The organism is Streptomyces sp. NPDC048473, assembly GCF_043200155.1.
In the GTDB taxonomy this organism is placed as follows: domain Bacteria; phylum Actinomycetota; class Actinomycetes; order Streptomycetales; family Streptomycetaceae; genus Streptomyces.
This window is the reverse complement of sequence record NZ_JBICXE010000007.1, coordinates 38996-60714: the sequence shown is the minus strand read 5'-3', so window position 1 is coordinate 60714 and position 21719 is coordinate 38996. Positions and strand designations below refer to the sequence as shown.

Genomic DNA, 21719 nt, shown 5'->3' with positions numbered 1-21719 from the left:
CGCTCCCTGCGATGTCAGCCGGCGACGGAGGCCGCGGCCAGCACGAACCAGCGGGCGGGCAGGTCGATTCGGGTTCCGTCGGGCAGATACTCGGTCTGGGCCAGGACGGTGTCACCGCCGGCCAGCGTGGTCAGACCGGCCGCCCGCAGCAGCTGAGGCACCTCCTCCTCCGTGGCGCTCGCCGGTTTGAGCCCGTGGTCCAGGACCCGGCGCAGCTTCTCGGGCGGGCCGTCAGGCCCCTGCGCCGCCTGCTGGAGCACCGTCTTGGAGGCCGGGGTCAGCTCGGCGACGAACGCCCGGCCCCGCTCCCCCACCATCGTCGCGACCGCCGCGGCGACGGCGGGCCTGGCCTCGGCCTCGCTCTGGTGGATCACTGCACGCATATAGACGTTGGTGTCGCCGATCCGCTCGTGCAGCGCCGCCACGGCCTCCGCGTCGACCAGGTTGAGCTGGGCGAACTCGGCGACCCCGTCGGGGTCCGCGCGGCGTGCGTGCGCGATCGCCGCGTGCGAGAGATCCACCCCGATCGCACGGGCGAAGCAGGTGGCGAGATAGCGGGTCTGGGTGCCGTTCCCACAGCCGAGGTCGGCGACGGGCAGCGAGGTGTCGGCGTACGGCAGGAGCAGCTTGCTGTGGGGTACGGAGCTGAGGGAGGGGTCGGCGTCCCAGATCGCCTCACCGGGCGTGTCCGAGGTGGCGGACCAGAAGCCCTCCCACGCCTCGCGGTATCGCTGTGACACGTCCATAAGCACTCCCAATTCCATTTGTCCTGAGGCATTTTGCTCAGGTCCGGACTAGCGCCCCGGGGCGGTCGCGGCAAGACCACGCACAGCATCAACCACCTGCGGCGGCGTCCTTCACCAGGTGTGCGACCGGGGGCGCGGGATACGGCTGAGAGCCTGTTCGAACCAGACGGTCTTGCCGTGTGCCGTGGTGCTGGTGCCCCATTCGCGGGCGAGGCTGCTCACCACCAGCAGTCCGCGGCCGTGCTCGTCGTGGGCAGCGGCGTCGAGCAGCGCCGCGCACGGAACGCCCCGCTGCGGTGCCGGGCCGGCCCGTGAAGCCACCGGCCGGCTCGCCGTTCCCCCGAACGGTCAGTCCGCGTGGCCCAGTTGGAGGTCACGTTCGGTCCGCCCGCCACCCGCGACCTGGAGGACGGTGGCCACCGGCGGATACCCGGCCGCGATCACCGTGTACTCACCGGTGGACAGGTCCACGAACCGGAATGCGCCGTCGGGCCCGGTGGTGAGCGTGTCGACCACATTGCCCGCCGCGTCCAGGAGCGTGACCCGGGCATCCTCTACGGGCCGGCCGCCGCTCGCCCGTACGACGCCGCGCAGCACCGCACCACCGGCGAGCTCGATGTCCTGCCGGGTCTCCCTGGCCGCCTGCACACTCACCGGCAGCGCGGCGGGCCGGAAGGCGGGGGCGCTGGCCGCGAGGGTGTACTCGCCGGCCACCAACTCCGTGATCACATAGCCGCCTTCGCGGCCGCTGCGGGTGGACGCGACCACTTCGCCGCGCACATCGGTGAGGGTGACGGCGGCGTCGCGCACCGGGATGCCGTCGGCGGTGACGACGGTCCCGGCAAGGCGTCCCGCACCGCCGAGCACCACATCGAGCTCGACGGGCCGTTCGCCCACGGTGACGCTGACGGCCTGCGGCTGGTGGCCGCCGGCCGCGGCGATGAGGACGTACGCGCCGGCGCCGGGCACGCTCAGCGCGTACCGCCCGTCGTCCCCGCTCGCGCCCCGTCCGACCTGCTGTCCCTGGACGTCGATGAGGGTGAGGGCGGCGCGCGGGACCTTCGTACCGTCGGGGTGCTGGACGCTGCCGCACACCGGCACACCCGACAGGTACACGGGCGGCGGCGCAGCGGCAGCGGTGGTGCGGGCGGTGGGGATCGGTGCGGACTCGGCGGCGGTTTCGGGGCTGTGGTGGGTCACCAGCGGTTTCTCCTTGAGGAAGAAGGCGAAGAACAGGCCGAGCGCGAGCACCGGCACGAGGTAGAGGAAGATCCGCGGCATCGCGTCGGCGTACGCCTGGATATAACTGTCGCGCAGCGCGGGCTCCATGGCATGGACCAGCTGCGGGGTGATCGACTCGGGGTCGGGGAGGTCGGCGCCGGACGGCAGACGGACGGCGAGCGCGTCCGCGAGGCGGCCCGCGAAGAGCGTCCCGAAGACGGCGGCGCCGACGCTGCCGCCGATCTGCCGGAAGTAGTTGTTGGCACTGGTGGCGGCGCCGAGGTCGGCGGGGATCACGGAGTTCTGCACGGCGAGCACCAGTACCGGCATGATCAGGCCGATCCCGATGCCGAGCACGGCCTGCGCGATGCTGTATTCGAGGCGCGGGGTGCCGGTTTCGAGCCGGGAGAGCAGCCACATTCCGACCACCGAGAAGGCGCCGCCGAGAATCGGATAGACGCGGTAGCGGCCGGTACGGGAGATCAGCTGACCGGAGACGACGGACGCCCCGACGATGCCGCCCATCATCGGGAGCATCAGCAGCCCGGATTCGGTGGCCGTGGCTCCGTCGACCATCTGCAGGAACGTCGGCAGGTAGCTGGCGGCGCCGAACAGCGCGACCCCGACGACCGCGCCGACGAGTGCGGTGACATTGAAGATCGAGTCACGGAACAGCCGCAGCGGAATGATCGGTTCGGCTGCCCGGTGCTCGACGACGAGGAACAGCAGGGCCGTTCCGGCGGCTCCGGCGGCGAGCCCCAGGATGGTGCGCGATCCCCAGGCGTACTCCGTACCGCCCCAGCTGGTCAGCAGCACCAGGCAGGTCGAGGCGGCCGCGAGCAGCAGCGCGCCGAGGATGTCGAGGCGGGGCCGGACGGTGGGCCTGGGGAGTTTCAGTACGACGGTGATGACGGCGAGGGTGACCAGGCCGAACGGGACGTTGATGTAGAAGCACCAGCGCCAGGAGGCATGGTCGGTGAAGAAGCCGCCGAGCAGCGGGCCCGCGACGGAGGCGAGACCGAAGGCGGCGCCGATGAGCCCCATGAACCGACCGCGTTCCCGGGGCGGTACGACATCCGCGATGATCGCCTGGACACCGATCATGAGCCCGCCGCCGCCGATGCCCTGGACGGCACGGAAGGCGATCAGTTCATCCATGGTGCGGGACCAGCCGGCCAGCGCGGAGCCGACGACGAAGACGACGATCGCGAACTGGAAGACGCCCTTGCGGCCGAAGAGGTCGCCGAGCTTCCCGTAGATCGGCAGGCCGATGGTGGAGGCGAGGAGGTACGCGGTGACGGCCCAGGACATCTTCTCCAGGCCGTGCAGCTCACCGACGATCTTCGGCAGTGCGGTGGCGACGATCATCTGGTCGAGCGCCGCGAGCAGAAGCGTGAGCATCAGCCCGAGGAAGACCAGCCGGATGCGGCGGGGGCTGGTATCCGGTACGGGGGCCGCCTCCTCTGCGACGGGAAGCGGCGAAGACGGTGGAATCGGCAGCCTGGTCGCCGCCTCGGCGGCCCCCGCACCGCTCGGCTCGTCCTCCAACAGAGTGATCCCACCCACCACGTGCCGCTCCCCTCGTCGCATCTGCGCCGCCCATTTCTCGCATTGCGCGATAAGGGAGGGCAAACGCCACGGGGGGCGCTGACGGCGCACTCAGGGGGCTTAGTCCCCGGTGGGAGCCACTACGGCGCACAACCGACGGGCCGAGAAAACCACCCGAACCGGTGAGGCCGGTCAAGAGAGCGTGGAGCTACTTCTCGACCTCGGTGGCGAGGTTCTGCAGCAGCTCGTCATAGATCCGCCCAAGTCCCTTGGGCGCAAAGGTCTTCTCGAAGAATCCGCCGATGCCGCCTGCTCCGTTCCAGACGGTCGACACGACCGCCTTCGACTTGCCCTCACCGGCCGGAGTGACGGTCCAGGTGGTGACCATCGAGGAGTTGCGGTCCTTCTCCACGAGCTGGCCGTCGGTGGGCTCGGTGACCTCCAGCAGGCAGTCGCGCACCCGCTTGCTCGTGGCCTGGAGCCTCCAGTGGACGAGGGTGCCCTCGCCGTCACCGCCCTCGCGCACCTCGTATTCGCTGAAGTGTCCGGGCAGCACCTTGCCCCGGGTCTCCTTGTAGTCGGCCAGCGCGTCGAACACCGTCTCCGCGTCCGCTGCGATGACTCGCTCTGTCGTGGCCTCGACCTGCGCCATGGCTGTTCCTCCAGCACTCGGTTGTTCGGGGGTGTGCTGAGCCAACCACCTCCGGGACGCCGCTCAAAATCCGGGGCGGGACGAAGGGGAGAAAACGATCAAGGGAACAAGTGTTCTATTCTCTGTCCAGTGCTACCGAGGAGGCGTCCATGCGCTGGGACAATCTGGTCGAGAACACCCGAGAGGCCGGGACCGGCGCGCTCTTCGCCGCGGACGCGGTGACCACGCGCACCTTTGACACCCCCGAATTCCGGGGGATCACCTTCCATGAGATCCGGGCCCGTTCGATCGTGAACCGGGTGCCGGGCGCATCGCGGATGCCGTTCGAGTGGACGGTCAATCCGTACCGGGGCTGTACGCACGCCTGCGTCTACTGCTTCGCCCGCAAGACCCACAGCTATCTGGACCTCGACACCGGAATCGGCTTCGACTCCCAGATCGTCGTCAAGATCAACGCCCCGGAGCTGCTGCGCAGCCAGCTCGCGTCCAGCCGCTGGCACGGCGCACATATCGCGATGGGGACCAATGTCGACTGTTATCAGCGTGCAGAAGGCCGCTACCGGTTGATGCCCGGCATCATCTCGGCCCTGCGCGATCACGCGAACCCGTTCTCGATCCTGACCAAGGGGACGCTGATCCTGCGCGATCTGGAGCTGCTGCGGCAGGCGGCCGAGGTCACCGATGTCGGCATCTCCGTCTCGGTCGGCTTCGTCGACGACGGGCTGTGGCGCACCGTGGAGCCCGGCACGCCCTCCCCCGAGCGCCGCCTCGACGCCGTGCGCACCCTGAGCGAGCACGGCATCGACTGCGGCGTGCTGATGGCGCCCGTCATTCCGTTCCTCGGCGACCACCCGGACCAGTTGCGCGCCACGGTCCGGGCGATCGCCGCCGCCGGGGCGACCTCGGTGACGCCGCTCGTCCTCCATCTGCGGCCCGGCGCCAGGGAGTGGTACATGCAGTGGCTCGGGCAGCACCACCCCCATCTGGTGCGGCGGTACGAGCGGTTGTACGCCGAAGGGGCCTATGCGCCCAAGTGGTACCAGCGGCGCATCACGCGATACGTCCACGAGCTGGCGACCGAGTTCGGCATCGGCCCCTCGCACCACGGCCCGGCCCGCCGGCTGCCCATGCGCCAGCAGCAGCGGTCACCGGTCGACGACCCCGCGGCCACCCAGCTGACCCTGCTCTGACCCGGCAGATCCCGAGGCGAAGGGCTCGACGCATCCGAGGCGAAGGGCTCAACGGATCCAAGGCGGAGGGCTCAGCTCATCCAACACGGGCAAATGGGTCAACTCTCAACAGAACATGTCCTACCGGGCGTGAATGTGGGGAGCATGCGGCGGGGGCTGCGCCACGCGCAGCCGAGTTTCCCCCACCACGGGAGGCCATATGACGAATCGTCCAGGAATTCTGTTTGCCGTCGGTGCGACGGTCGCCGGTCTGGTGACCGCCGCACCGTCCCCGGCAACCGCCGACACCGGTGCGCAGCGCACCGCAGCTCAGCTCCGATGGACCGACTGCGGCACCAAGTCGTACCCGACGCTGCAGTGCTCATCGGTCAGTACGCCGCTCGATCATGACGATCCGTCGGGTCGGCGGATCACTCTCGCCCTGTCCCGGATCCCGCACACCGCGAAGACCTTCCAGGGCCCCCTTTTCGTCAACCCGGGCGGCCCCGGGGGCAGCGGCCTCCCGATGGCCGGCTTCGTGGCGTCGTCGCTGCCGAAGACGGTTGCCGCGCAGTACGACGTGATCGGGTTCGACCCGCGCGGCGTCGGCAAGAGCGAGCCGGCGCTGAACTGCGTACCGAAGTACTTCCAGCCGCTGCGCCCCGACTCGGTGCCGGACTCGCTCGAAGTGGAGCAGGCCAACCGGGACCGGGCCCGTTCGTTCGCCAAGGCATGCGGGGAGAAATACCCGGATCTGCTGCCGTACATGGACACCGTCAGCGCCGCCAAGGACCTCGATGTGATCCGGCAGGCGACGGGCTCCCAGCAGCTCAACTACTTCGGGTACTCGTACGGCACCTACCTCGGCGCGGTGTACGCCAAGCTGTTCCCGGAGCGGGTGCGGCGTCTGGTGCTCGACTCGAACGTCGACCCGGACGGCGTCTGGTACGACGACAACATCGGCCAGAACTACGCCTTCGACGCCCGCCACAAGGCGTTCGCCGCCTGGGTGGCGCAGCACGACACCGCGTACCGGCTCGGCAGCGACCCGGCGAAGGTCGAGGGTGCCTGGTACGCGATGCGTGCCGCCGTCAAGGCGCACCCCGCGGGCGGGGAGGTCGGGGCGAGCGAGCTTGAGGACACCTTCCTGCCGGGCGGCTACTACAACGGCTACTGGCCCTATCTGGCCGATGCGTTCGCGGCGTATGTGAACGACCGGGACCAGGACGCGCTCGTGAAGGCGTACAAGAAGTTCGGCGCGGTCAACGCCGAGGGCGACAACGGATACTCGGTCTACTCGGCCGTGCAATGCCGCGACACCCAGTGGCCCCGCCCATGGAACACCTGGCGCAACGACAGCTGGAACGTACGGGCCAAGGCGCCCTTCTTCACCTGGAACAACACCTGGTACAACGCCCCGTGCGCCGACTGGCCGGTGGAGCCGCTGAACCCGGTACGGGTCTCCAACAGCAGCCTGCCGCCGGTGCTGCTCTTCCAGGCCACCGAGGACGCGGCCACGCCGTACGAGGGTGGTGTCACATTGCACCGCAAGCTGCACGGCTCCAGCCTGGTCGTCGAGCAGGGCGGCGGCAATCACGGCGTCACACTGAGCGGCAACGACTGCCTGGACACCTATCTGGCGGACTATCTCGCCAAGGGCACCGTCCCGCGCGGTACGGGCAGCCGGGCCGACGCGGACGCCATCTGCGCCAAGTCCCCCGACCCGGAGCCGCTGACCGCCGAGGCGGCGGCGAAGGCGGCCCGGGGAACGGATTCCGGCACCAGGGGCAGCATCCTGCACCGTCTGCTCGGCTTCCGCAGCTGACAGCCCACGGCCCCGGCCGGATTCACGTACGGGCCATCCTGACGCATGCATCAGGATGGCCCGTATGACGCCACGGACCACGCCCGCCCACACCCCCGATGTGCTCATACGGGACATGACCGTCGACGACTGCGAGGCGGTCGCGAGAGTCCGGGTGCGCGGCTGGCAGGCCGCGTACGCCGGACTGATGCCGCAGTCGCATCTGGACGCCATGGACATCGCCGAGGAAGCGGAACGGCGCCGTGAATTCTTCGCCGAGGGCAACCCGGTCGTGAATGTGGTGGCCGAACGGGCGGACCTCGGTGTGATCGGCTGGGCCTGCTACGGCCCGTACCGCGAGAACGGCAGGCGGACGGCGCGGCGCGGCGAGCTGTACGCGATCCATGTGCTGCCCGAGCGGATCGGGACCGGGGCGGGCCTCGCCCTGATGACCCAGATGCTCACCCGCGCCACCGCGGACGGCTTCCCGGACCTGGCGCTCTGGGTGCTGAAGGAGAACGCCCCCGCCCGCCGCTTCTACGAACGCGCGGGTTTCCTCCCCGACGGCGCAGAGGAGTCCTTCGATGTGGACGGCGTGCTCGTGCCCGAGATGCGGTACGTACGCGTCCTCGGCACCCCTTGAGCGCGTACGTGCCGGACCGGCGGGCAGGGATCCGCGCTCTCAGGCCCCCCGCAACCGGCTGAGCGCATCCTGTGCCGCGCCGCCCAGTCTCGGGTGCGGCAGCGCCGCTTCCAGGAGCGGGCGGGCCTGTTCGTCCCCGAGCTGCCCGAGCCCTTCCACACAGGCGAGCGCCACCCGCCAGTGCGGATCCTCCGGGGCCAGCAGCCGCTCCAGGGTGCTCATCAGCGCCGGTACGGACTCCGGGGCCCGAAGCGCGGTGAGCAGCCGCACCGGATGCAGGGCGTACGCGGTGCGCAGGGTGTTCGTTGCCAGGGCGGCGGCGGCCCGGGGCGTGCGGGGGTCGCCGAGGCGTACCAGGGCGTGGGCGGCACAGACGCAGCGCTCCGGGTCGCGGTGGTTGAGCAGCAGGACCAGCGCTTCGAAGGCCCGTCGGTCACCGCCGCAGCCGAGCCGGAACGCGGCGATCTCTCTTGCCCAGAGCGGTCGTTCGCGTTCGACGAGGACGCGGGCCAGTTCCTCGTCGTCGTCGGTGGTGAGCAGTCTGCGGTACGCCGCCGACTCCCCAGCCTCGTCCGCCAGCCGGTCCGTCAGCGACCGGAACTCCTCGTCCATGACCGTCAGCGTATCGGCGATGACAGTGAGTGTGAGCCGGACCACAGCAACTCGGGGCTGGCGCGCTCGTTACCCACCGGTTAAGCTCATGTGAGCGGGACACACTCCCCGCCGGCTCCGGTGGCCTGGTGACGCAGCCACCCGGAGTGCTTGTCGGTTCGGCAGCTTTGCGAGACGTGACTCCGGGACAGAGTCCGTCGCCCCTTTCCCGGTCCGGGCGTGCTCATCGCGCCTCGGCCTTGAGCACCACGACACGCAATTTCCGCACGCCCTGCGCCAGTTCGCCCTTTCAGCGCGCGCCGTGCTCCTCACAGTCGTCACTCATTCTCTGGAGTCCCGTGATGGACACCCCGCTCAGCACCATCGCCGTCGTCGGTCTCGGCACCATGGGCACCGGCATTGCCGAGGTCCTGGCCCGCGCCGGCCACGAGGTCATCGGTATCGACATCAGCGACGCGGCCGCCCGTCAGGCCGTCGCCGCCCTGGAAGCCGCAACCGCCCGCGCAGTGCGGCGCGAGCGGATCACGGAGGAGGAGCGGAGCGACGTCCTCGCCCGGTTCCGTACCTTCGGTGACCTCCAGGCCGCCGCGGAGGCGGAGCTGGTCATCGAGGTCGTGCCCGAGTCTTACGAGATCAAGCAGCAGCTCTTCCGGGAGCTCGACGCGGTCGTCTCCCCCACCGCGATCCTGGCGACCGGCACCAACGCCCTGTCGGTCACCCGGCTCGCCGCCGAATCGCTGCACCCCGAGCGCGTGCTCGGCCTGCACTTCTTCAACCCGGCGCCGGCGATGAAACTGGTCGAGGTGGTCTCCTCGGTGCTGACCGCGCCGCCGGCCGTAGAGGCGGTCACCGCGCTCGCCCGCAGCCTGGGCAAGGAGCCGGTCGCGGTCGGCGACCGGCCGGGATTCGTCGCCGACGGGCTGCTGTTCGGGTACCTCAACCAGGCCGCCGCGATGTACGAGGCGCGCTACGCCTCCCGTGAGGACATCGACGCGGCGATGAAGCTGGGCTGCGGCCTGCCGATGGGCCCGCTCGCCCTGCTCGACCTGATCGGGATCGACACCGCCCGTACCGTCCTGGAGGCGATGTACTCCGCGTCGCACGACCGGCTGCACGCCCCGGCCCCCATCCTCAGGCAGCTCAGCGAGGCGGGGCTGACCGGCCGCAAGTCGGGCCGCGGCTTCTACACGTACGAGGGGTCCGGCAGCCAGACCGTGGTGCCGGACGCGCTGACCCCGCAGGAGAGCGCGTCGGCGGCCGGCGGGCGCACGGTGCGGTCGGTGGGGGTCGCGGGCTCCGGGACGATGGCCTCGGGGATCGCCGAGGTCTTCGCGAAGGCCGGCTACGACGTGGTGCTCGCCGCCCGCAGCCAGGAGAAGGCGGACATCGCGAAGGGCCGGATCGCCAAGTCCCTGGAGCGTTCCGTCACCAAGGGACGGCTGACGGCCGGGGCGCGGGACGAGACCCTGGCCCGGATCACCGCGGCCGGTTCGCTGGACGCCTTCGCCGATGTCGATCTCGCGGTCGAGGCGGTCGCCGAGGACCTGCTGGTCAAGCAGCAGCTGTTCGGGACGATGGACAAGGTCTGCAAGCCGGGTGCGGTGCTCGCGACCACCACCTCGTCGCTGCCGGTCGTGGCGATCGCGCGGGCCACCTCTCGTCCGCAGGACGTCATCGGGATGCACTTCTTCAACCCGGCGCCCGCGATGAAGCTGGTCGAGGTGGTCCGTACGGTGCTCACCGACGACGATGTCCACGCCACCGTCCGCGAGGTGTGCGTCAAGGTCCGCAAGCACCCGGTGGACTGCGGGGACCGGGCCGGCTTCATCGTGAACGCGCTGCTGTTCCCCTACCTCAACAACGCGATCAAGATGGTCGAGGAGCACTACGCGACCCTCGACGACATCGACGCCGCGATGAGGCTGGGCGGCGGCTACCCGATGGGCCCGTTCGAGCTCCTCGACGTCGTCGGGCTCGATGTCTCGCTCGCCATCGAGAAGGTGCTGCACGGCGAGTTCCGCGACCCGGGCCTGGCCCCGGCGCCGCTGCTGGAGCATCTGGTGGCCGCCGGCTGCCTCGGTCGCAAGACGGGGCGCGGCTTCCGCGAATATGCCCGGCGCTGATCCGGGAGCCGGGTGGGGAGGGCTGCTCGATCCTTCGGACGGCCCTCCCCCACAGGCGCATTCCCCTGCACCGATGCAGTACGTTCACACCATGTCCCAGCCCGCCAGGTCCCCCCGTGTCTCCGCCGCGTCCGACACCCAGGAGAGTGCCGCAGGCACCCGCGCCGCCGCCCAGCGGCTCAAAATGCGCCGCGAACTGGCCGCCGCGGCAATGGAACTCTTCGCCACGAAGGGGTACGAGGCGACGACGGTCGACGAGATCGCGGGCGCCGCGGGCGTCGCCCGGCGGACCTTCTTCCGGCACTTCCGCTCCAAGGAAGAGGCGATCTTCCCGGACCACGACGACACCCTCGTCAGGGCCGAGGCCGTCCTCAATGCCGCCCCCGCGCACGAGCACCCGCTCGACACCGTCTGCCGCGGCATCAAGGAAGTCATGAAGATGTACGCGGCAAAGCCCGCGGTCTCCGTGGCCCGCTACAAGCTGACCCGTGAGGTCCCCACACTGCGCGAGGCCGAGATCGCCTCGGTGGCCCGCTACGAGCGGCTGTTCACGCGCTATCTGCTGGGCCATTTCGACGAGCGCGACCACCATGTCGGCAATGACGACCCGCTGCTCGCGGAGGTCGCGGCATCCGCCGTCGTCACCGCGCACAACCATGTGCTGCGCCGCTGGCTGCGGGCGGGCGGCGAGGGCGATGTGGAGGCACAGCTCGACCACGCCTTCTCGATCGTCCGCGACACGTTCGGGACCGGCATCGGCGCGGGCCGGATCGCCGGCACCGAACCGGCCAAGCAGCCGGCCGCTTCGGTGGCCTCCCAGGGCGAGGTACTGGTCACGGTGGCGCGGACGGACGCGCCGCTCGACGAAGTGATGCGCACGATCCAGCAGGCGCTCAAGAACCGCTGAACGGGGGTGTGTCGGCCGGGGCCGCCCGGCCGGCTGTCCCTGTGCCCGCTCGCCTGAGGGGCCCGGTTCCCGGCCCGCTCCGGAAACCTGGTTGCCGCGCCCGCGCCCCGGTGCTGTGGTGTGCGGATGAATCATGATCGCGACACACTTCTGACCCTCTTCGACCGCGAGATGCGCGAGCACGCCCGCCCCGACGGCCCCGGTGTCCGGGTCGAGCGCACCGGTGATGTCGTACGGCAGGTCGGCGCGGCCGACGACTGGAACGGCGTCGTCTGGTCGGCCCCGCACCTGGATCCCGTACGGGCGGACGCCGCGATCGCGGCACAGGTGGCGCACTACACGGCGCTCGGGCACGACGAGTTCGAGTGGAAGCTGTACGCGCACGACCGGCCGGCCGATCTGGCGGAGCGGCTCCTGGCGGCCGGCTTCGAGGCGGAGGAGCCCGAAACCCTGCTCGTCGCCCCGGTGGCGGACCTCTCGACGACGGTGGAGCTCCCCGAGGGTGTCCGGCTGTGTACCGTGAGTGACGCGGACGGTGTGGAGCTGATGGCCCGCGCCCATGAGCAGGCGTTCGGTTCGGACTGGTCGCGGCTGCGGCATCAGGTGCTGACCAGGCTGACCGAGGCCCCGGACGGCTTCGTCGGCGTCCTCGCCATGGTGGGCGACGAGCCGGTGAGCTCGGCCAGGATGGAGCTGTACCCGGGTACGGGCTTCGCGGGGCTCTGGGGCGGCGGAACGGTCGAGGCGTGGCGCGGGAGGGGCATCTACCGGGCACTGGTCGCCTTCCGGGCCCGGATCGCGGCGGAGCGCGGCTACGGCTACGTTCAGGTCGACGCCTCCGACCAGAGCAGCCCGATCCTTCAGCGACTCGGATTCCTGGCCCTGAGCACCACGACTCCGTACGTGTACCGGCCCTCTCACTGACCGGGCGACCCTCAGGACAGATCCACGCGAAACACCCCTCAGGTTGCTCATGCGTGCCCTGCGGGTGACAAGTGAGAGAAATTGTTGGCACCGAGTGCCTTGCCAGGTGTCACGGAGTGCCATACGTTGAAGTTGTCCGGGCGGCCGGCGTGCTGAGACCTCACGTACGCCGGCTGTCCCCGCAAGCAATATGCCTGCGCGCCCGGACGCCTGCGTCACAGGCAAACCCTTCTGCTCCACAGAGCAAGCCGAAGCTTTACCAGCCGAACCGACGGCAGCACCTCCACACCACACTGCTCCCCTCTGCTTGCAGGGACCCTCAAGCGTTCCCTCAGCGCCCCCATCTGCCGGAGGCACACCGTGAAGGAAATCCTGGACGCGATCCAATCGCAGGACAGCACAGCCGCAGACTTCGCGGCCCTGTCCATCCCTGAGTCGTACCGCGCGGTGACCGTGCACAAGGACGAGACGGAGATGTTCGCCGGGCTCGACACCCGCGACAAGGACCCCCGCAAGTCGCTGCACCTCGACGACGTCCCGGTGCCCGAGCTCGGGCCCGGTGAGGCACTGGTCGCCGTCATGGCCAGCTCGGTGAATTACAACTCGGTCTGGACCTCGATCTTCGAGCCGATGTCCACCTTCGGCTTCCTCGAGCGCTACGGAAGGCTCAGCGAGCTCACCAAGCGCCACGACCTGCCGTACCACGTCATCGGCTCCGACCTGGCGGGCGTCGTCCTGCGCACCGGCCCCGGCGTCAACGCCTGGCACCCCGGCGACGAGGTCGTCGCACACTGCCTCTCGGTCGAACTGGAGTCCTCGGACGGCCACAACGACACGATGCTCGACCCCGAGCAGCGGATCTGGGGCTTCGAGACCAACTTCGGCGGCCTCGCCGAGATCGCGCTCGTCAAGTCCAACCAGCTGATGCCGAAGCCGCAGCACCTCAGCTGGGAGGAGGCCGCCGCTCCGGGCCTGGTCAACTCCACCGCGTACCGCCAGCTCGTCTCGCGCAACGGCGCGGGCATGAAGCAGGGCGACAACGTGCTGATCTGGGGCGCCAGCGGCGGACTCGGTTCATACGCCACGCAGTTCGCCCTGGCGGGTGGCGCCAACCCGATCTGTGTCGTCTCCAGCGACCAGAAGGCGGACATCTGCCGGAAGATGGGCGCCGAGGCGATCATCGACCGCAACGCCGAGGGCTACAAGTTCTGGAAGGACGAGCACAACCAGGACCCGCGCGAGTGGAAGCGGTTCGGCAAGCGCATCCGTGAACTCACCGGCGGCGAGGACGTGGACATCGTCTTCGAGCACCCGGGCCGCGAGACGTTCGGCGCCTCGGTCTACGTGACACGCAAGGGCGGCACGATCGTCACCTGCGCCTCGACGTCCGGCTACAACCACGAATACGACAACCGCTACCTGTGGATGTCGCTGAAGAAGATCGTGGGCTCGCACTTCGCCAACTACCGCGAGGCGTGGGAGGCCAACCGCCTGGTGGCCAAGGGCAAGATCCACCCGACGCTGTCGAAGGTCTACTCCCTGGAGGAGACCGGCCAGGCCGCGTACGACGTGCACCGCAACCTCCACCAGGGCAAGGTCGGCGTGCTGGCGCTGGCGCCGCGCGAGGGTCTGGGCGTGCGCAACGAGGAGCTGCGCGAGCAGCACATCGACGCCATCAACCGCTTCCGGAACGTCTGAGGTTCACCAATGAGCGAACGTCAGAAGGACCGCCCCTGGCTCATGCGGACGTACGCCGGTCACTCGACCGCCGAGGCGTCCAACGAGCTCTACCGGCGCAACCTCGCCAAGGGGCAGACGGGCCTGTCGGTCGCCTTCGACCTGCCGACGCAGACCGGGTACGACCCCGACCACATCCTCGCCCGCGGCGAGGTCGGCCGGGTCGGCGTGCCCGTGTCGCACCTCGGTGACATGCGCCGGCTGTTCCAGGACATCCCCCTGGACCAGATGAACACCTCGATGACGATCAACGCCACCGCGATGTGGCTGCTGGCGCTCTACCAGGTGGTCGCCGAGGAACAGGGCGCCGACGCCACCAGGCTCCAGGGCACGACGCAGAACGACATCGTCAAGGAGTACCTCTCGCGCGGGACGCATGTCTTCCCGCCCGGTCCCTCGCTGCGGCTGACCACCGACATGATCACGTACACGGTCGGCCACATCCCGAAGTGGAACCCGATCAACATCTGCAGCTACCACCTGCAGGAGGCGGGAGCCACTCCGGTCCAGGAGATCGCGTACGCCATGTCGACGGCGATCGCCGTGCTCGACGCGGTCCGTGACTCCGGGCAGGTGCCCGAGGAGAAGTTCGGTGATGTGGTCGCCCGGATCTCCTTCTTCGTGAACGCGGGCGTCCGCTTCATCGAGGAGATGTGCAAGATGCGCGCCTTCGGCCGCATCTGGGACCAGGTCACCCGCGAGCGGTACGGCATCACCGATGCCAAGCAGCGCCGCTTCCGCTACGGCGTCCAGGTCAACTCGCTCGGCCTGACCGAGGCGCAGCCGGAGAACAACGTCCAGCGCATCGTCCTGGAGATGCTGGCCGTCACCCTCTCCAAGGACGCCCGCGCCCGGGCCGTCCAGCTGCCGGCCTGGAACGAGGCGCTGGGTCTCCCCCGGCCCTGGGACCAGCAGTGGTCGCTCCGTATCCAGCAGGTCCTCGCGCACGAGAGCGATCTGCTGGAGTACGAGGACATCTTCGCCGGATCGCATGTCATCGAGGCCAAGGTGGACGAGCTGGTCACCGAGTCGCTCGCCGAGATCGACCGGATCCAGCAGATGGGCGGCGCCATGGCGGCCGTCGAGTCCGGCTATCTGAAGTCCGAGCTGGTCTCCTCGCACGCCGCCCGCCGGGCCCGGATCGAGGGCGGCGAGGAGAAGATCGTCGGCGTCAACATCTATGAGACGACGGAACCGAACCCGCTCACCGCGGACCTCGACGGGGCGATCATGACGGTCGACCCCGCCAATGAGGCCAGGGTCGTCGCCGCCCTCCAGGAGTGGCGCGACAACCGCGACGAGGCCCGTGCCACCGACGCGCTGGCCGCGCTGAAGAAGGCCGCCGCGGGCACCGAGAACATGATGGAAGCGACCGTGGAGTGCGCCCGTGCGGGTGTCACCACCGGCGAGTGGTCCTGGGCGCTGCGCGATGTCTTCGGCGAGTTCCGGGCTCCGACCGGCGTCTCGTCCGCCCCGGTCGCGGTGACCGCGGAGGCCGGCACACCGCTCGCCCTGGTCCGCGAGAAGGTCGCCCGCACCGCGGCCGACCTGGGCGCCGGACGGCTGCGGCTGCTGGTCGGCAAGCCCGGCCTGGACGGGCACTCCAACGGCGCCGAGCAGATCGCCGTACGGGCCCGTGACGCCGGTTTCGAGGTCGTCTACCAGGGGATCAGGCTGACCCCCGAACAGATCGTCTCGGCCGCCCTCGCCGAGGACGTGCACTGCGTCGGTCTGTCGATCCTGTCCGGCTCGCACGCCGAACTCGTACCGGACGTGCTGAACCGGTTGCGCGAGGCCGGCGCCAACGACATACCGGTCATCGCGGGCGGGATCATTCCGCCCGCCGACGCCACCGCGCTGATCGAGGCGGGCGTCGCCGCCGTGTTCACCCCGAAGGATTTCGGTATCACGGAGATCATCGGCCGTATCGTCGACGAGATCCGGAAAGCGAACAAGCTCGACCCTCTGGAGGTCCCCGCATGACCCAGCCCGTGAACCGTCTGCGTCCGCGCCGTTCCTGTCTGGCAGTGCCCGGCTCGAACCCGCGGTTCCTGGAGAAGGCCCAGGGCCTCCCGGCCGACCAGGTCTTCCTCGACCTGGAGGACGCCTGCGCGCCGCTCGCCAAAGAGGGCGCCCGTCACCACATCGTCGACGCGCTGAACAACGGCGACTGGACGGGCAAGACCCGGGTCGTGCGGGTCAACGACTGGACGACCCACTGGACGTACCGCGATGTCATCACGGTCGTCGAGGGCGCCGGCCAGAACCTCGACTGCATCATGCTGCCGAAGGTCCAGGACGCCCAGCAGGTCGTCGCCCTCGACCTGCTGCTCACCCAGATCGAGAAGACGATGGGCTTCGAGGTCGGGAAGATCGGCATCGAGGCGCAGATCGAGAACGCCAAGGGCCTGGTGAACATCGACGACATCGCCGCCGCCTCGCCCCGCCTGGAGACGCTGATCTTCGGCCCGGCCGACTTCATGGCGTCGATCAACATGAAGACCCTGGTCGTCGGTCAGCAGCCGCCCGGGTACGGCGCGGACGCGTACCACTACATCCTGATGCGCATTCTGATGGCGGCGCGTACGCACGACCTCCAGGCGATCGACGGTCCCTTCCTGCAGATCCGTGACGTGGACGCGTACCGCGAGGTCGCGGGCCGTGCGGCGGCGCTGGGCTTCGACGGCAAGTGGGTGCTGCACCCCGGTCAGGTCGACGCGGCCAACGAGGTGTTCTCGCCCTCGCAGGACGACTACGACCACGCCGAGCTGATCCTCGACGCGTACGACTGGTGCACCTCGGAGGAGGGCGGCAAGAAGGGCTCGGCGATGCTCGGCGACGAGATGATCGACGAGGCGAGCCGCAAGATGGCGCTCGTCATCGCGGGCAAGGGCCGCGCAGCCGGTATGCAGCGCACCTCCAAGTTCGAAGTGCCGGAGGCCTGACCATGCAGTTCGGACGCACGTATGAGGAGTTCGAGGTCGGTGCGGTCTACAAGCACTGGCCCGGAAAGACGGTCACCGAGTACGACGACCACCTTTTCTGCCTGCTGACCATGAATCATCACCCGCTCCATATGGACAGCAACTACGCGGAGAAGACGACCGACTTCGGAAAGAACGTTGTCGTCGGCAATTACATCTACTCGCTACTGCTCGGCATGTCGGTTCCGGATGTCTCCGGAAAGGCTATTGCCAATCTGGAGGTCGAGTCTCTGAAGCATGTCGCGCCGACCTTCCACGGCGACACGATCTACGGCGAGACGACCGTTCTCGACAAGACTCCGTCAAAGTCCAAGAACGACCGCGGAATCGTTTACGTGGAGACCAAGGGCTACAAGCAGGACGGCACGCTGGTCTGCGTGTTCCGTCGCAAGGTGATGGTCCCCACCGAGACGTACATCAAGGAGCGCGGCGGGGAGCAGCCCGGCCGACCCGAGCTGAACCAGCCTTCGCAGAAGAACGTGGAGAAGTAGCCATGACGCGACTTGCCCAGACTGCCGGTCTCAACGATGTCCAGCAGGAAATTCTCTCCACGGTCCGGGATTTCGTCGACAAGGAGATCATTCCGGTCGCGACCCAGCTGGAACACCGTGACGAGTACCCGACCGAGATCGTCGAGGGACTCAAGGAGCTCGGCCTGTTCGGGCTGATGATTCCCGAGGAGTACGGGGGTCTGGGTGAGTCGCTTCTCACATACGCGCTGTGTGTGGAGGAAATTGCCCGCGGCTGGATGAGCGTGTCGGGAATCATCAATACGCACTTCATCGTGGCGTACATGCTCAAGCAGCACGGCACCCAGGAACAGAAGGACACGTTCCTGCCGCGGATGGCGCTGGGCGAGGTCCGGGGCGCGTTCTCGATGTCCGAGCCGGCACTGGGCTCCGATGTCGCGGCGATCACCTCCAAGGGCGTCAAGGACGGCGATGAGTACGTCCTGAACGGCCAGAAGATGTGGCTGACGAACGGTGGCACGTCCTCGCTCGTCGCCGTGCTGTGCCGGAGTGACGAAGGCCACCCCGAGGGGACCGCCCCGCACAAGTCGATGACGACGTTCCTGGTGGAGAAGGAGCCCGGCTTCGGCGAGGTCCTGCCCGGCCTCACCATCCCCGGCAAAATCGACAAAATGGGCTACAAGGGCGTCGACACGACCGAACTCATCATGGACGGGCTACGAATTCCGGCCAATCGGGTACTGGGCGGCACCACCGGCCGAGGGTTTTACCAAATGATGGACGGCGTCGAGGTCGGCCGGGTAAATGTCGCAGCGCGTGGCTGCGGCGTCGCGCAGCGTGCATTCGAGCTGGGTATTTCGTACGCCCAGCAGCGTCATACCTTCGGAAAGCCGATCGCTCAGCACCAGGCGATCCAGTTCAAGCTGGCCGAAATGGCCACCAAGGTCGAGGCCGCCCATGCGATGATGGTAAATGCAGCGCGCAAAAAGGACTCCGGGGAACGAAACGACCTGGAGGCAGGGATGGCGAAGTACCTCGCCTCCGAGTACTGCAAGGAAGTCGTCGAGGACGCCTTCCGGATCCACGGCGGTTACGGCTTCTCCAAGGAGTACGAGATCGAGCGCCTCTACCGGGAGGCCCCGATGCTGCTGATCGGTGAAGGTACCGCCGAGATCCAGAAAATGATCATTGGGCGCCGACTCCTCGAGGAGTACCGGTTGCAGGGTTGATTGTCCCTTTCAAGGCGATTTAGCCGCGAAGAAGATCACATCCTGTCACCCTCAGGCGGTGCCTTCAAGCCGTCCGACTCGGCTGCTGGCTTGCCCAGTTGCGGCTCGCAACCGATAACATCGCCGGAAAAGCCGCCGTCCCCCGTTGCCAGCGCGGCATCATCCGCTACGAAGGTCATCCATGCCCGACAGCCAAACCTCTGCACCACGCGGCGGAGTCCGCCTTGCGCGCGGAGCTTCGCCGTGGCTCCTCCCGACCGTCGCCACCGCGGCACTCAGCCTCACCCGGGCCCGCAAGTCCGGACGCTGGGCCGCGGTGGCTGTGCCCACCACCGCGCTCGCGGCGGGCATGCTGTGGTTCTTCCGCGACCCCGAGCGTGAGATCACCCAGGGCCGGGTCATTTCGCCGGCCGACGGCGTGGTGCAGAGCATCATGCCGTGGAAGGACGGGCGCACCCGCGTCGCGATCTTCATGAGCCCGCTGAATGTCCATGTCAACCGTGCGCCTCTGGCCGGCACGGTGACCTCGGTCGAGCACATCCCCGGTGGGTTCGTTCCGGCGTTCAACAAGGAGAGCGAGAACAACGAGCGCGTTGTCTGGCACTTCGACACCGAGCTCGGTGACATCGAGATGGTGCAAATCGCCGGTGCGGTCGCCCGTCGCATCGTCCCTTACATCCCGCAGGGCACGAAGGTGGAGCAGGGCGAGCGCATCGGTCTGATCCGCTTCGGCTCCCGGGTCGACATCTACCTTCCGGAAGGTATCGATGTCGCGGTCGAGGTCGGCCAGGCCACCACCGCGGGGGTGACTCGAATTGACCGTGATTGATCCTGACACGCAGGCCGGCTGGGTGCCGGAGGCGGAGTCCGAGGAGGACGCCGGCGAGGACATGCCGCTCTCTATGCGGCTGTCGATAGCGGACACCCTCACTCTCGGCAACGCCACGTGCGGTTTCATGGCGGTGTACTTCACCACCACCGGAATCCTCATCCCGCACCTCACGGGCAGCGACGAGAGCGGCATGGCCCGGCACTCCGCGGCCACCGCTGTGATCCTCATGCTCATGGCAGCGGTGTTCGACCTCTTCGACGGGCTCGTGGCACGCAAGCTGCGCTCCTCGCCGATGGGTGCCGAGCTGGACAACCTCTCGGACCTCATCAGCTTCGGGCTCGCCCCGGCGTACTTCGTCCTCGTGTACGGCATGGTCGCGGACGACGCACACCAGCGGGTTTCGGCGCTGGCGGCGATCGTGGTGCTGCTGGCGGTGGTGCTCCGACTTGCCAGATTCTCCTGCGTGACCATGAAGGACGGCATGTTCCAGGGCATGCCGAGCCCCTTCGGAGCGCTCACGGTCGTCTCGATCGTCCTCCTGGAGCTGCCCTTCGTACCGACGCTGCTCGCGATCGTCGGAGTGGCGTGGCTGATGGTCAGCCGGGTCGAGTACCCGAAACCGCGAGGCGTCCTCGCGGTGGCGATGCTCAGCTGGATCGTGGCCGCGATGGGGCTCCTCGCCGCGTGGGCGTTCGACGCCCCCGGCGGTCAGCTGCTCCTCCAGACCGGCTGTGCGCTGCAGGTGGTCCTGGGAGCAGTCATCCCGCTCTTCGCGACGGCACGGCGGGTGAACACCTTCCGCGACAACCGGCGTGAGGCACGGGCGGCACAGCTGCCGTAGCGGTACAGAAGATACGCAAGAGGGCCCCGGGTGCTCCCCAGCACCCGGGGCCCTCTTGCATGTGGCGGAGGGCCGGCAGCACGGGAACGCTGTTGCCGGCCCTCGCTTCAGGACGGCGGCGGCCGGCTGACGCCTTCGCACGAGGACGGCACGGCCCGGCTGTGGCCTCCTTGGACTGGCGCAGCTCGATGAACGCCATTGTCCCGGTGCTCCCGCCCGCTCCCCACCGCCCGCCCGTCAGCCGGGTACGAGCACGGCGGCCCCGTTCACCCGGTCGGCCGCCAGATCGGCCAGTGCCTGGTCGGCCCTGCTCAGCGGGTAGGTGCTCACCGTGACCCGGATGCCCACGCGCCCGGCCAGAGCAAGGAAATCGCGGCCGTCCTCGCGGGTGTTGGAGGTGACGCTGCGCAGATTGCGCTCCTGGAACAGATGGCGCTGGTAGTTCAGCACGGGAATGTCCGACAGATGGATTCCGGCGATGGCAAGCGTGCCGGACCTGTCCAGTGCCTCCATCGCCACGGGCACCAGGTCGCCGACGGGTGCGAACAGGATCGCCGAGTCCAGGGGCTCCGGCGGACGGTCGTGGGCACCGCCCGCCGACGCGGCGCCGAGGTCCAGAGCGAGCTCGCGCGCCTGTGCCGAGCGGGTCAGTACATGAACGGTGGCGCCCTCGGCGAGGGCCACCTGGGCAGCCAGATGGGCCGACGCGCCGAAGCCGTAGATTCCCAGCCGCCCGCCCTCCGGCAGCGCACTGCGCCGGAGCGACCTGTATCCGATGATCCCCGCGCAGAGGAGTGGTGCGAGCCGGACGGCGTCCTGGTCCTCCGGGAGCCGGTAGGCGAACGCCTCCGGTACCAGCGCCGTGTCGGCGAAGCCGCCGTCCGCGTCCCACCCCGTATAGGTGGACCACGGGCAGAGGTTCTCCCGGCCGCCCAGGCAGTACCGGCAGCTCCCGCACGTTCCGCGCAGCCAGGCCCCACCCACCCGGTCGCCGATACGGAAGAGGCCGGTCCCCTCGCCGACAGCCGCCACCCGGCCGACGATCTCATGGCCGGGGACCGTGGAGGGGCGGCGCGGCAGGAGATCGCCCTCGGCCAGATGGAGATCCGTGCGGCAGACACCGCACGCTTCCACGTTCAGCAGAAGCTCCCCGGGACCGGGAGCAGGCACCCTGCGGCGCACGCGCACCAAGGGCCCGGTGCCGATCGGACCGGGGGTCCGGACAGCCCAGCCGCTCTGTTCAGCCGGGGCAGACTCAAAGACAGCCACAGGTCCAG

The 21719-nt window shown here is 69.0% G+C and carries 18 protein-coding genes and 1 pseudogene; 13 read left to right on the top strand and 6 right to left on the bottom strand.

The features are described from left to right. Window positions 1–14: 14 nt before the first annotated feature. The 4 genes and pseudogenes from ACGFU7_RS14720 to ACGFU7_RS14705 all read right to left on the bottom strand — a co-directional run bounded on the left by ACGFU7_RS14720 (window position 15) and on the right by ACGFU7_RS14705 (window position 4167). Window positions 15–746: a methyltransferase domain-containing protein gene (locus tag ACGFU7_RS14720; RefSeq protein WP_393695705.1), complete on the bottom strand. Its 732-nt coding sequence runs from the start codon at window positions 744–746 to the stop codon at window positions 15–17. A gap of 111 nt (window positions 747–857) precedes the next feature. Then, window positions 858–995: pseudogene (locus tag ACGFU7_RS14715) on the bottom strand (ATP-binding protein); the annotation flags it as partial. Between the two features lie 99 nt (window positions 996–1094). Next, window positions 1095–3536: an MFS transporter gene (locus ACGFU7_RS14710; RefSeq protein WP_393695703.1), complete on the bottom strand. Its 2442-nt coding sequence runs from the start codon at window positions 3534–3536 to the stop codon at window positions 1095–1097. 187 nt (window positions 3537–3723) lie between these two features. Beyond that, a complete protein-coding gene (locus ACGFU7_RS14705) occupies window positions 3724–4167 on the bottom strand; it encodes an SRPBCC family protein (RefSeq protein ID WP_393695701.1) in 444 nt (147 codons plus the stop codon). 149 nt (window positions 4168–4316) lie between these two features. On the opposite strand from ACGFU7_RS14705, the gene ACGFU7_RS14700 reads away from it, so the two are divergent. The 3 genes from ACGFU7_RS14700 (at window position 4317) to ACGFU7_RS14690 (ending at window position 7783) form a co-directional block, all read left to right on the top strand. Beyond that, on the top strand, window positions 4317–5357 hold the full coding sequence (locus tag ACGFU7_RS14700) for an Rv2578c family radical SAM protein (protein ID WP_393695699.1): 1041 nt from the start codon (window positions 4317–4319) through the stop codon (window positions 5355–5357). 199 nt (window positions 5358–5556) lie between these two features. Then, on the top strand, window positions 5557–7161 hold the full coding sequence (locus tag ACGFU7_RS14695) for an alpha/beta hydrolase (RefSeq protein WP_393695698.1): 1605 nt from the start codon (window positions 5557–5559) through the stop codon (window positions 7159–7161). A gap of 64 nt (window positions 7162–7225) precedes the next feature. After that, window positions 7226–7783, top strand: a complete 558-nt coding sequence (locus ACGFU7_RS14690) for a GNAT family N-acetyltransferase (protein WP_393695696.1) — start codon at window positions 7226–7228, stop codon at window positions 7781–7783. 39 nt (window positions 7784–7822) lie between these two features. Here the strand turns inward: ACGFU7_RS14690 and ACGFU7_RS14685 are convergent, their stop codons facing one another. Further along, on the bottom strand, window positions 7823–8395 hold the full coding sequence (locus tag ACGFU7_RS14685; RefSeq protein WP_393695694.1) for an adenylosuccinate lyase: 573 nt from the start codon (window positions 8393–8395) through the stop codon (window positions 7823–7825). A 341-nt stretch (window positions 8396–8736) separates the two neighbouring features. Here ACGFU7_RS14685 and ACGFU7_RS14680 point away from each other — a divergent pair, with 341 nt between their 5' ends. From ACGFU7_RS14680 to pssA, 10 genes are all read left to right on the top strand, one after another. Further along, entirely contained in the window at window positions 8737–10518 is a 1782-nt protein-coding gene (locus ACGFU7_RS14680) for a 3-hydroxyacyl-CoA dehydrogenase family protein (protein WP_393695692.1), read from the top strand. Window positions 10519–10609: 91 nt separating this feature from the next. Beyond that, window positions 10610–11425 carry a TetR family transcriptional regulator gene (locus tag ACGFU7_RS14675; protein WP_393695691.1) on the top strand — a complete coding sequence of 272 codons (816 nt, stop codon included), beginning with the start codon at window positions 10610–10612 and terminating at the stop codon, window positions 11423–11425. Window positions 11426–11551: 126 nt separating this feature from the next. Further along, window positions 11552–12349, top strand: coding sequence for a GNAT family N-acetyltransferase (locus tag ACGFU7_RS14670; protein ID WP_393695689.1), 798 nt, complete (start codon window positions 11552–11554; stop codon window positions 12347–12349). 360 nt (window positions 12350–12709) lie between these two features. Further along, complete coding sequence (gene ccrA / locus ACGFU7_RS14665; RefSeq protein ID WP_393695687.1) at window positions 12710–14047, top strand: crotonyl-CoA carboxylase/reductase; 1338 nt, start codon at window positions 12710–12712, stop codon at window positions 14045–14047. Between the two features lie 9 nt (window positions 14048–14056). Beyond that, the gene (locus ACGFU7_RS14660) at window positions 14057–16069 is read left to right on the top strand and encodes a protein meaA (protein WP_393695685.1); all 2013 of its coding nucleotides are present in this window, start codon (window positions 14057–14059) and stop codon (window positions 16067–16069) included. Further along, complete coding sequence (locus ACGFU7_RS14655) at window positions 16066–17031, top strand: HpcH/HpaI aldolase/citrate lyase family protein (RefSeq protein ID WP_393695683.1); 966 nt, start codon at window positions 16066–16068, stop codon at window positions 17029–17031. Before ACGFU7_RS14660 ends, ACGFU7_RS14655 begins: the two co-directional genes overlap by 4 nt. A 2-nt stretch (window positions 17032–17033) precedes the next feature. Then, a complete protein-coding gene (locus ACGFU7_RS14650) occupies window positions 17034–17561 on the top strand; it encodes a MaoC family dehydratase (protein WP_393695681.1) in 528 nt (175 codons plus the stop codon). Between the two features lie 2 nt (window positions 17562–17563). Continuing rightward, window positions 17564–18769, top strand: a complete 1206-nt coding sequence (locus ACGFU7_RS14645; protein ID WP_393695679.1) for an acyl-CoA dehydrogenase family protein — start codon at window positions 17564–17566, stop codon at window positions 18767–18769. 181 nt (window positions 18770–18950) lie between these two features. After that, complete coding sequence (locus ACGFU7_RS14640) at window positions 18951–19598, top strand: phosphatidylserine decarboxylase (protein WP_093894850.1); 648 nt, start codon at window positions 18951–18953, stop codon at window positions 19596–19598. Between the two features lie 22 nt (window positions 19599–19620). Next, on the top strand, window positions 19621–20442 hold the full coding sequence (pssA, locus tag ACGFU7_RS14635; RefSeq protein ID WP_393696158.1) for a CDP-diacylglycerol--serine O-phosphatidyltransferase: 822 nt from the start codon (window positions 19621–19623) through the stop codon (window positions 20440–20442). A 237-nt stretch (window positions 20443–20679) separates the two neighbouring features. Here the strand turns inward: pssA and ACGFU7_RS14630 are convergent, their stop codons facing one another. Then, window positions 20680–21711 carry a zinc-binding alcohol dehydrogenase family protein gene (locus ACGFU7_RS14630; RefSeq protein WP_393695677.1) on the bottom strand — a complete coding sequence of 344 codons (1032 nt, stop codon included), beginning with the start codon at window positions 21709–21711 and terminating at the stop codon, window positions 20680–20682. Window positions 21712–21719 lie beyond the last annotated feature (8 nt).

What these genes read in the sequence shown, in the direction of transcription:
- ACGFU7_RS14720 (WP_393695705.1), bottom strand. Translation starts at nt 746, where the DNA reads ATGGACGTGTCACAGCGATACCGCGAGGCGTGGGAGGGCTTCTGGTCC.
- ACGFU7_RS14705 (WP_393695701.1), bottom strand. Translation starts at nt 4,167, where the DNA reads ATGGCGCAGGTCGAGGCCACGACAGAGCGAGTCATCGCAGCGGACGCG.
- ACGFU7_RS14700 (WP_393695699.1), top strand. Translation starts at nt 4,317, where the DNA reads ATGCGCTGGGACAATCTGGTCGAGAACACCCGAGAGGCCGGGACCGGC.
- ACGFU7_RS14695 (WP_393695698.1), top strand. Translation starts at nt 5,557, where the DNA reads ATGACGAATCGTCCAGGAATTCTGTTTGCCGTCGGTGCGACGGTCGCC.
- ACGFU7_RS14690 (WP_393695696.1), top strand. Translation starts at nt 7,226, where the DNA reads ATGACGCCACGGACCACGCCCGCCCACACCCCCGATGTGCTCATACGG.
- ACGFU7_RS14685 (WP_393695694.1), bottom strand. Translation starts at nt 8,395, where the DNA reads ATGGACGAGGAGTTCCGGTCGCTGACGGACCGGCTGGCGGACGAGGCT.
- ACGFU7_RS14680 (WP_393695692.1), top strand. Translation starts at nt 8,737, where the DNA reads ATGGACACCCCGCTCAGCACCATCGCCGTCGTCGGTCTCGGCACCATG.
- ACGFU7_RS14675 (WP_393695691.1), top strand. Translation starts at nt 10,610, where the DNA reads ATGTCCCAGCCCGCCAGGTCCCCCCGTGTCTCCGCCGCGTCCGACACC.
- ACGFU7_RS14670 (WP_393695689.1), top strand. Translation starts at nt 11,552, where the DNA reads ATGAATCATGATCGCGACACACTTCTGACCCTCTTCGACCGCGAGATG.
- ACGFU7_RS14660 (WP_393695685.1), top strand. Translation starts at nt 14,057, where the DNA reads ATGAGCGAACGTCAGAAGGACCGCCCCTGGCTCATGCGGACGTACGCC.
- ACGFU7_RS14655 (WP_393695683.1), top strand. Translation starts at nt 16,066, where the DNA reads ATGACCCAGCCCGTGAACCGTCTGCGTCCGCGCCGTTCCTGTCTGGCA.
- ACGFU7_RS14650 (WP_393695681.1), top strand. Translation starts at nt 17,034, where the DNA reads ATGCAGTTCGGACGCACGTATGAGGAGTTCGAGGTCGGTGCGGTCTAC.
- ACGFU7_RS14645 (WP_393695679.1), top strand. Translation starts at nt 17,564, where the DNA reads ATGACGCGACTTGCCCAGACTGCCGGTCTCAACGATGTCCAGCAGGAA.
- ACGFU7_RS14640 (WP_093894850.1), top strand. Translation starts at nt 18,951, where the DNA reads ATGCCCGACAGCCAAACCTCTGCACCACGCGGCGGAGTCCGCCTTGCG.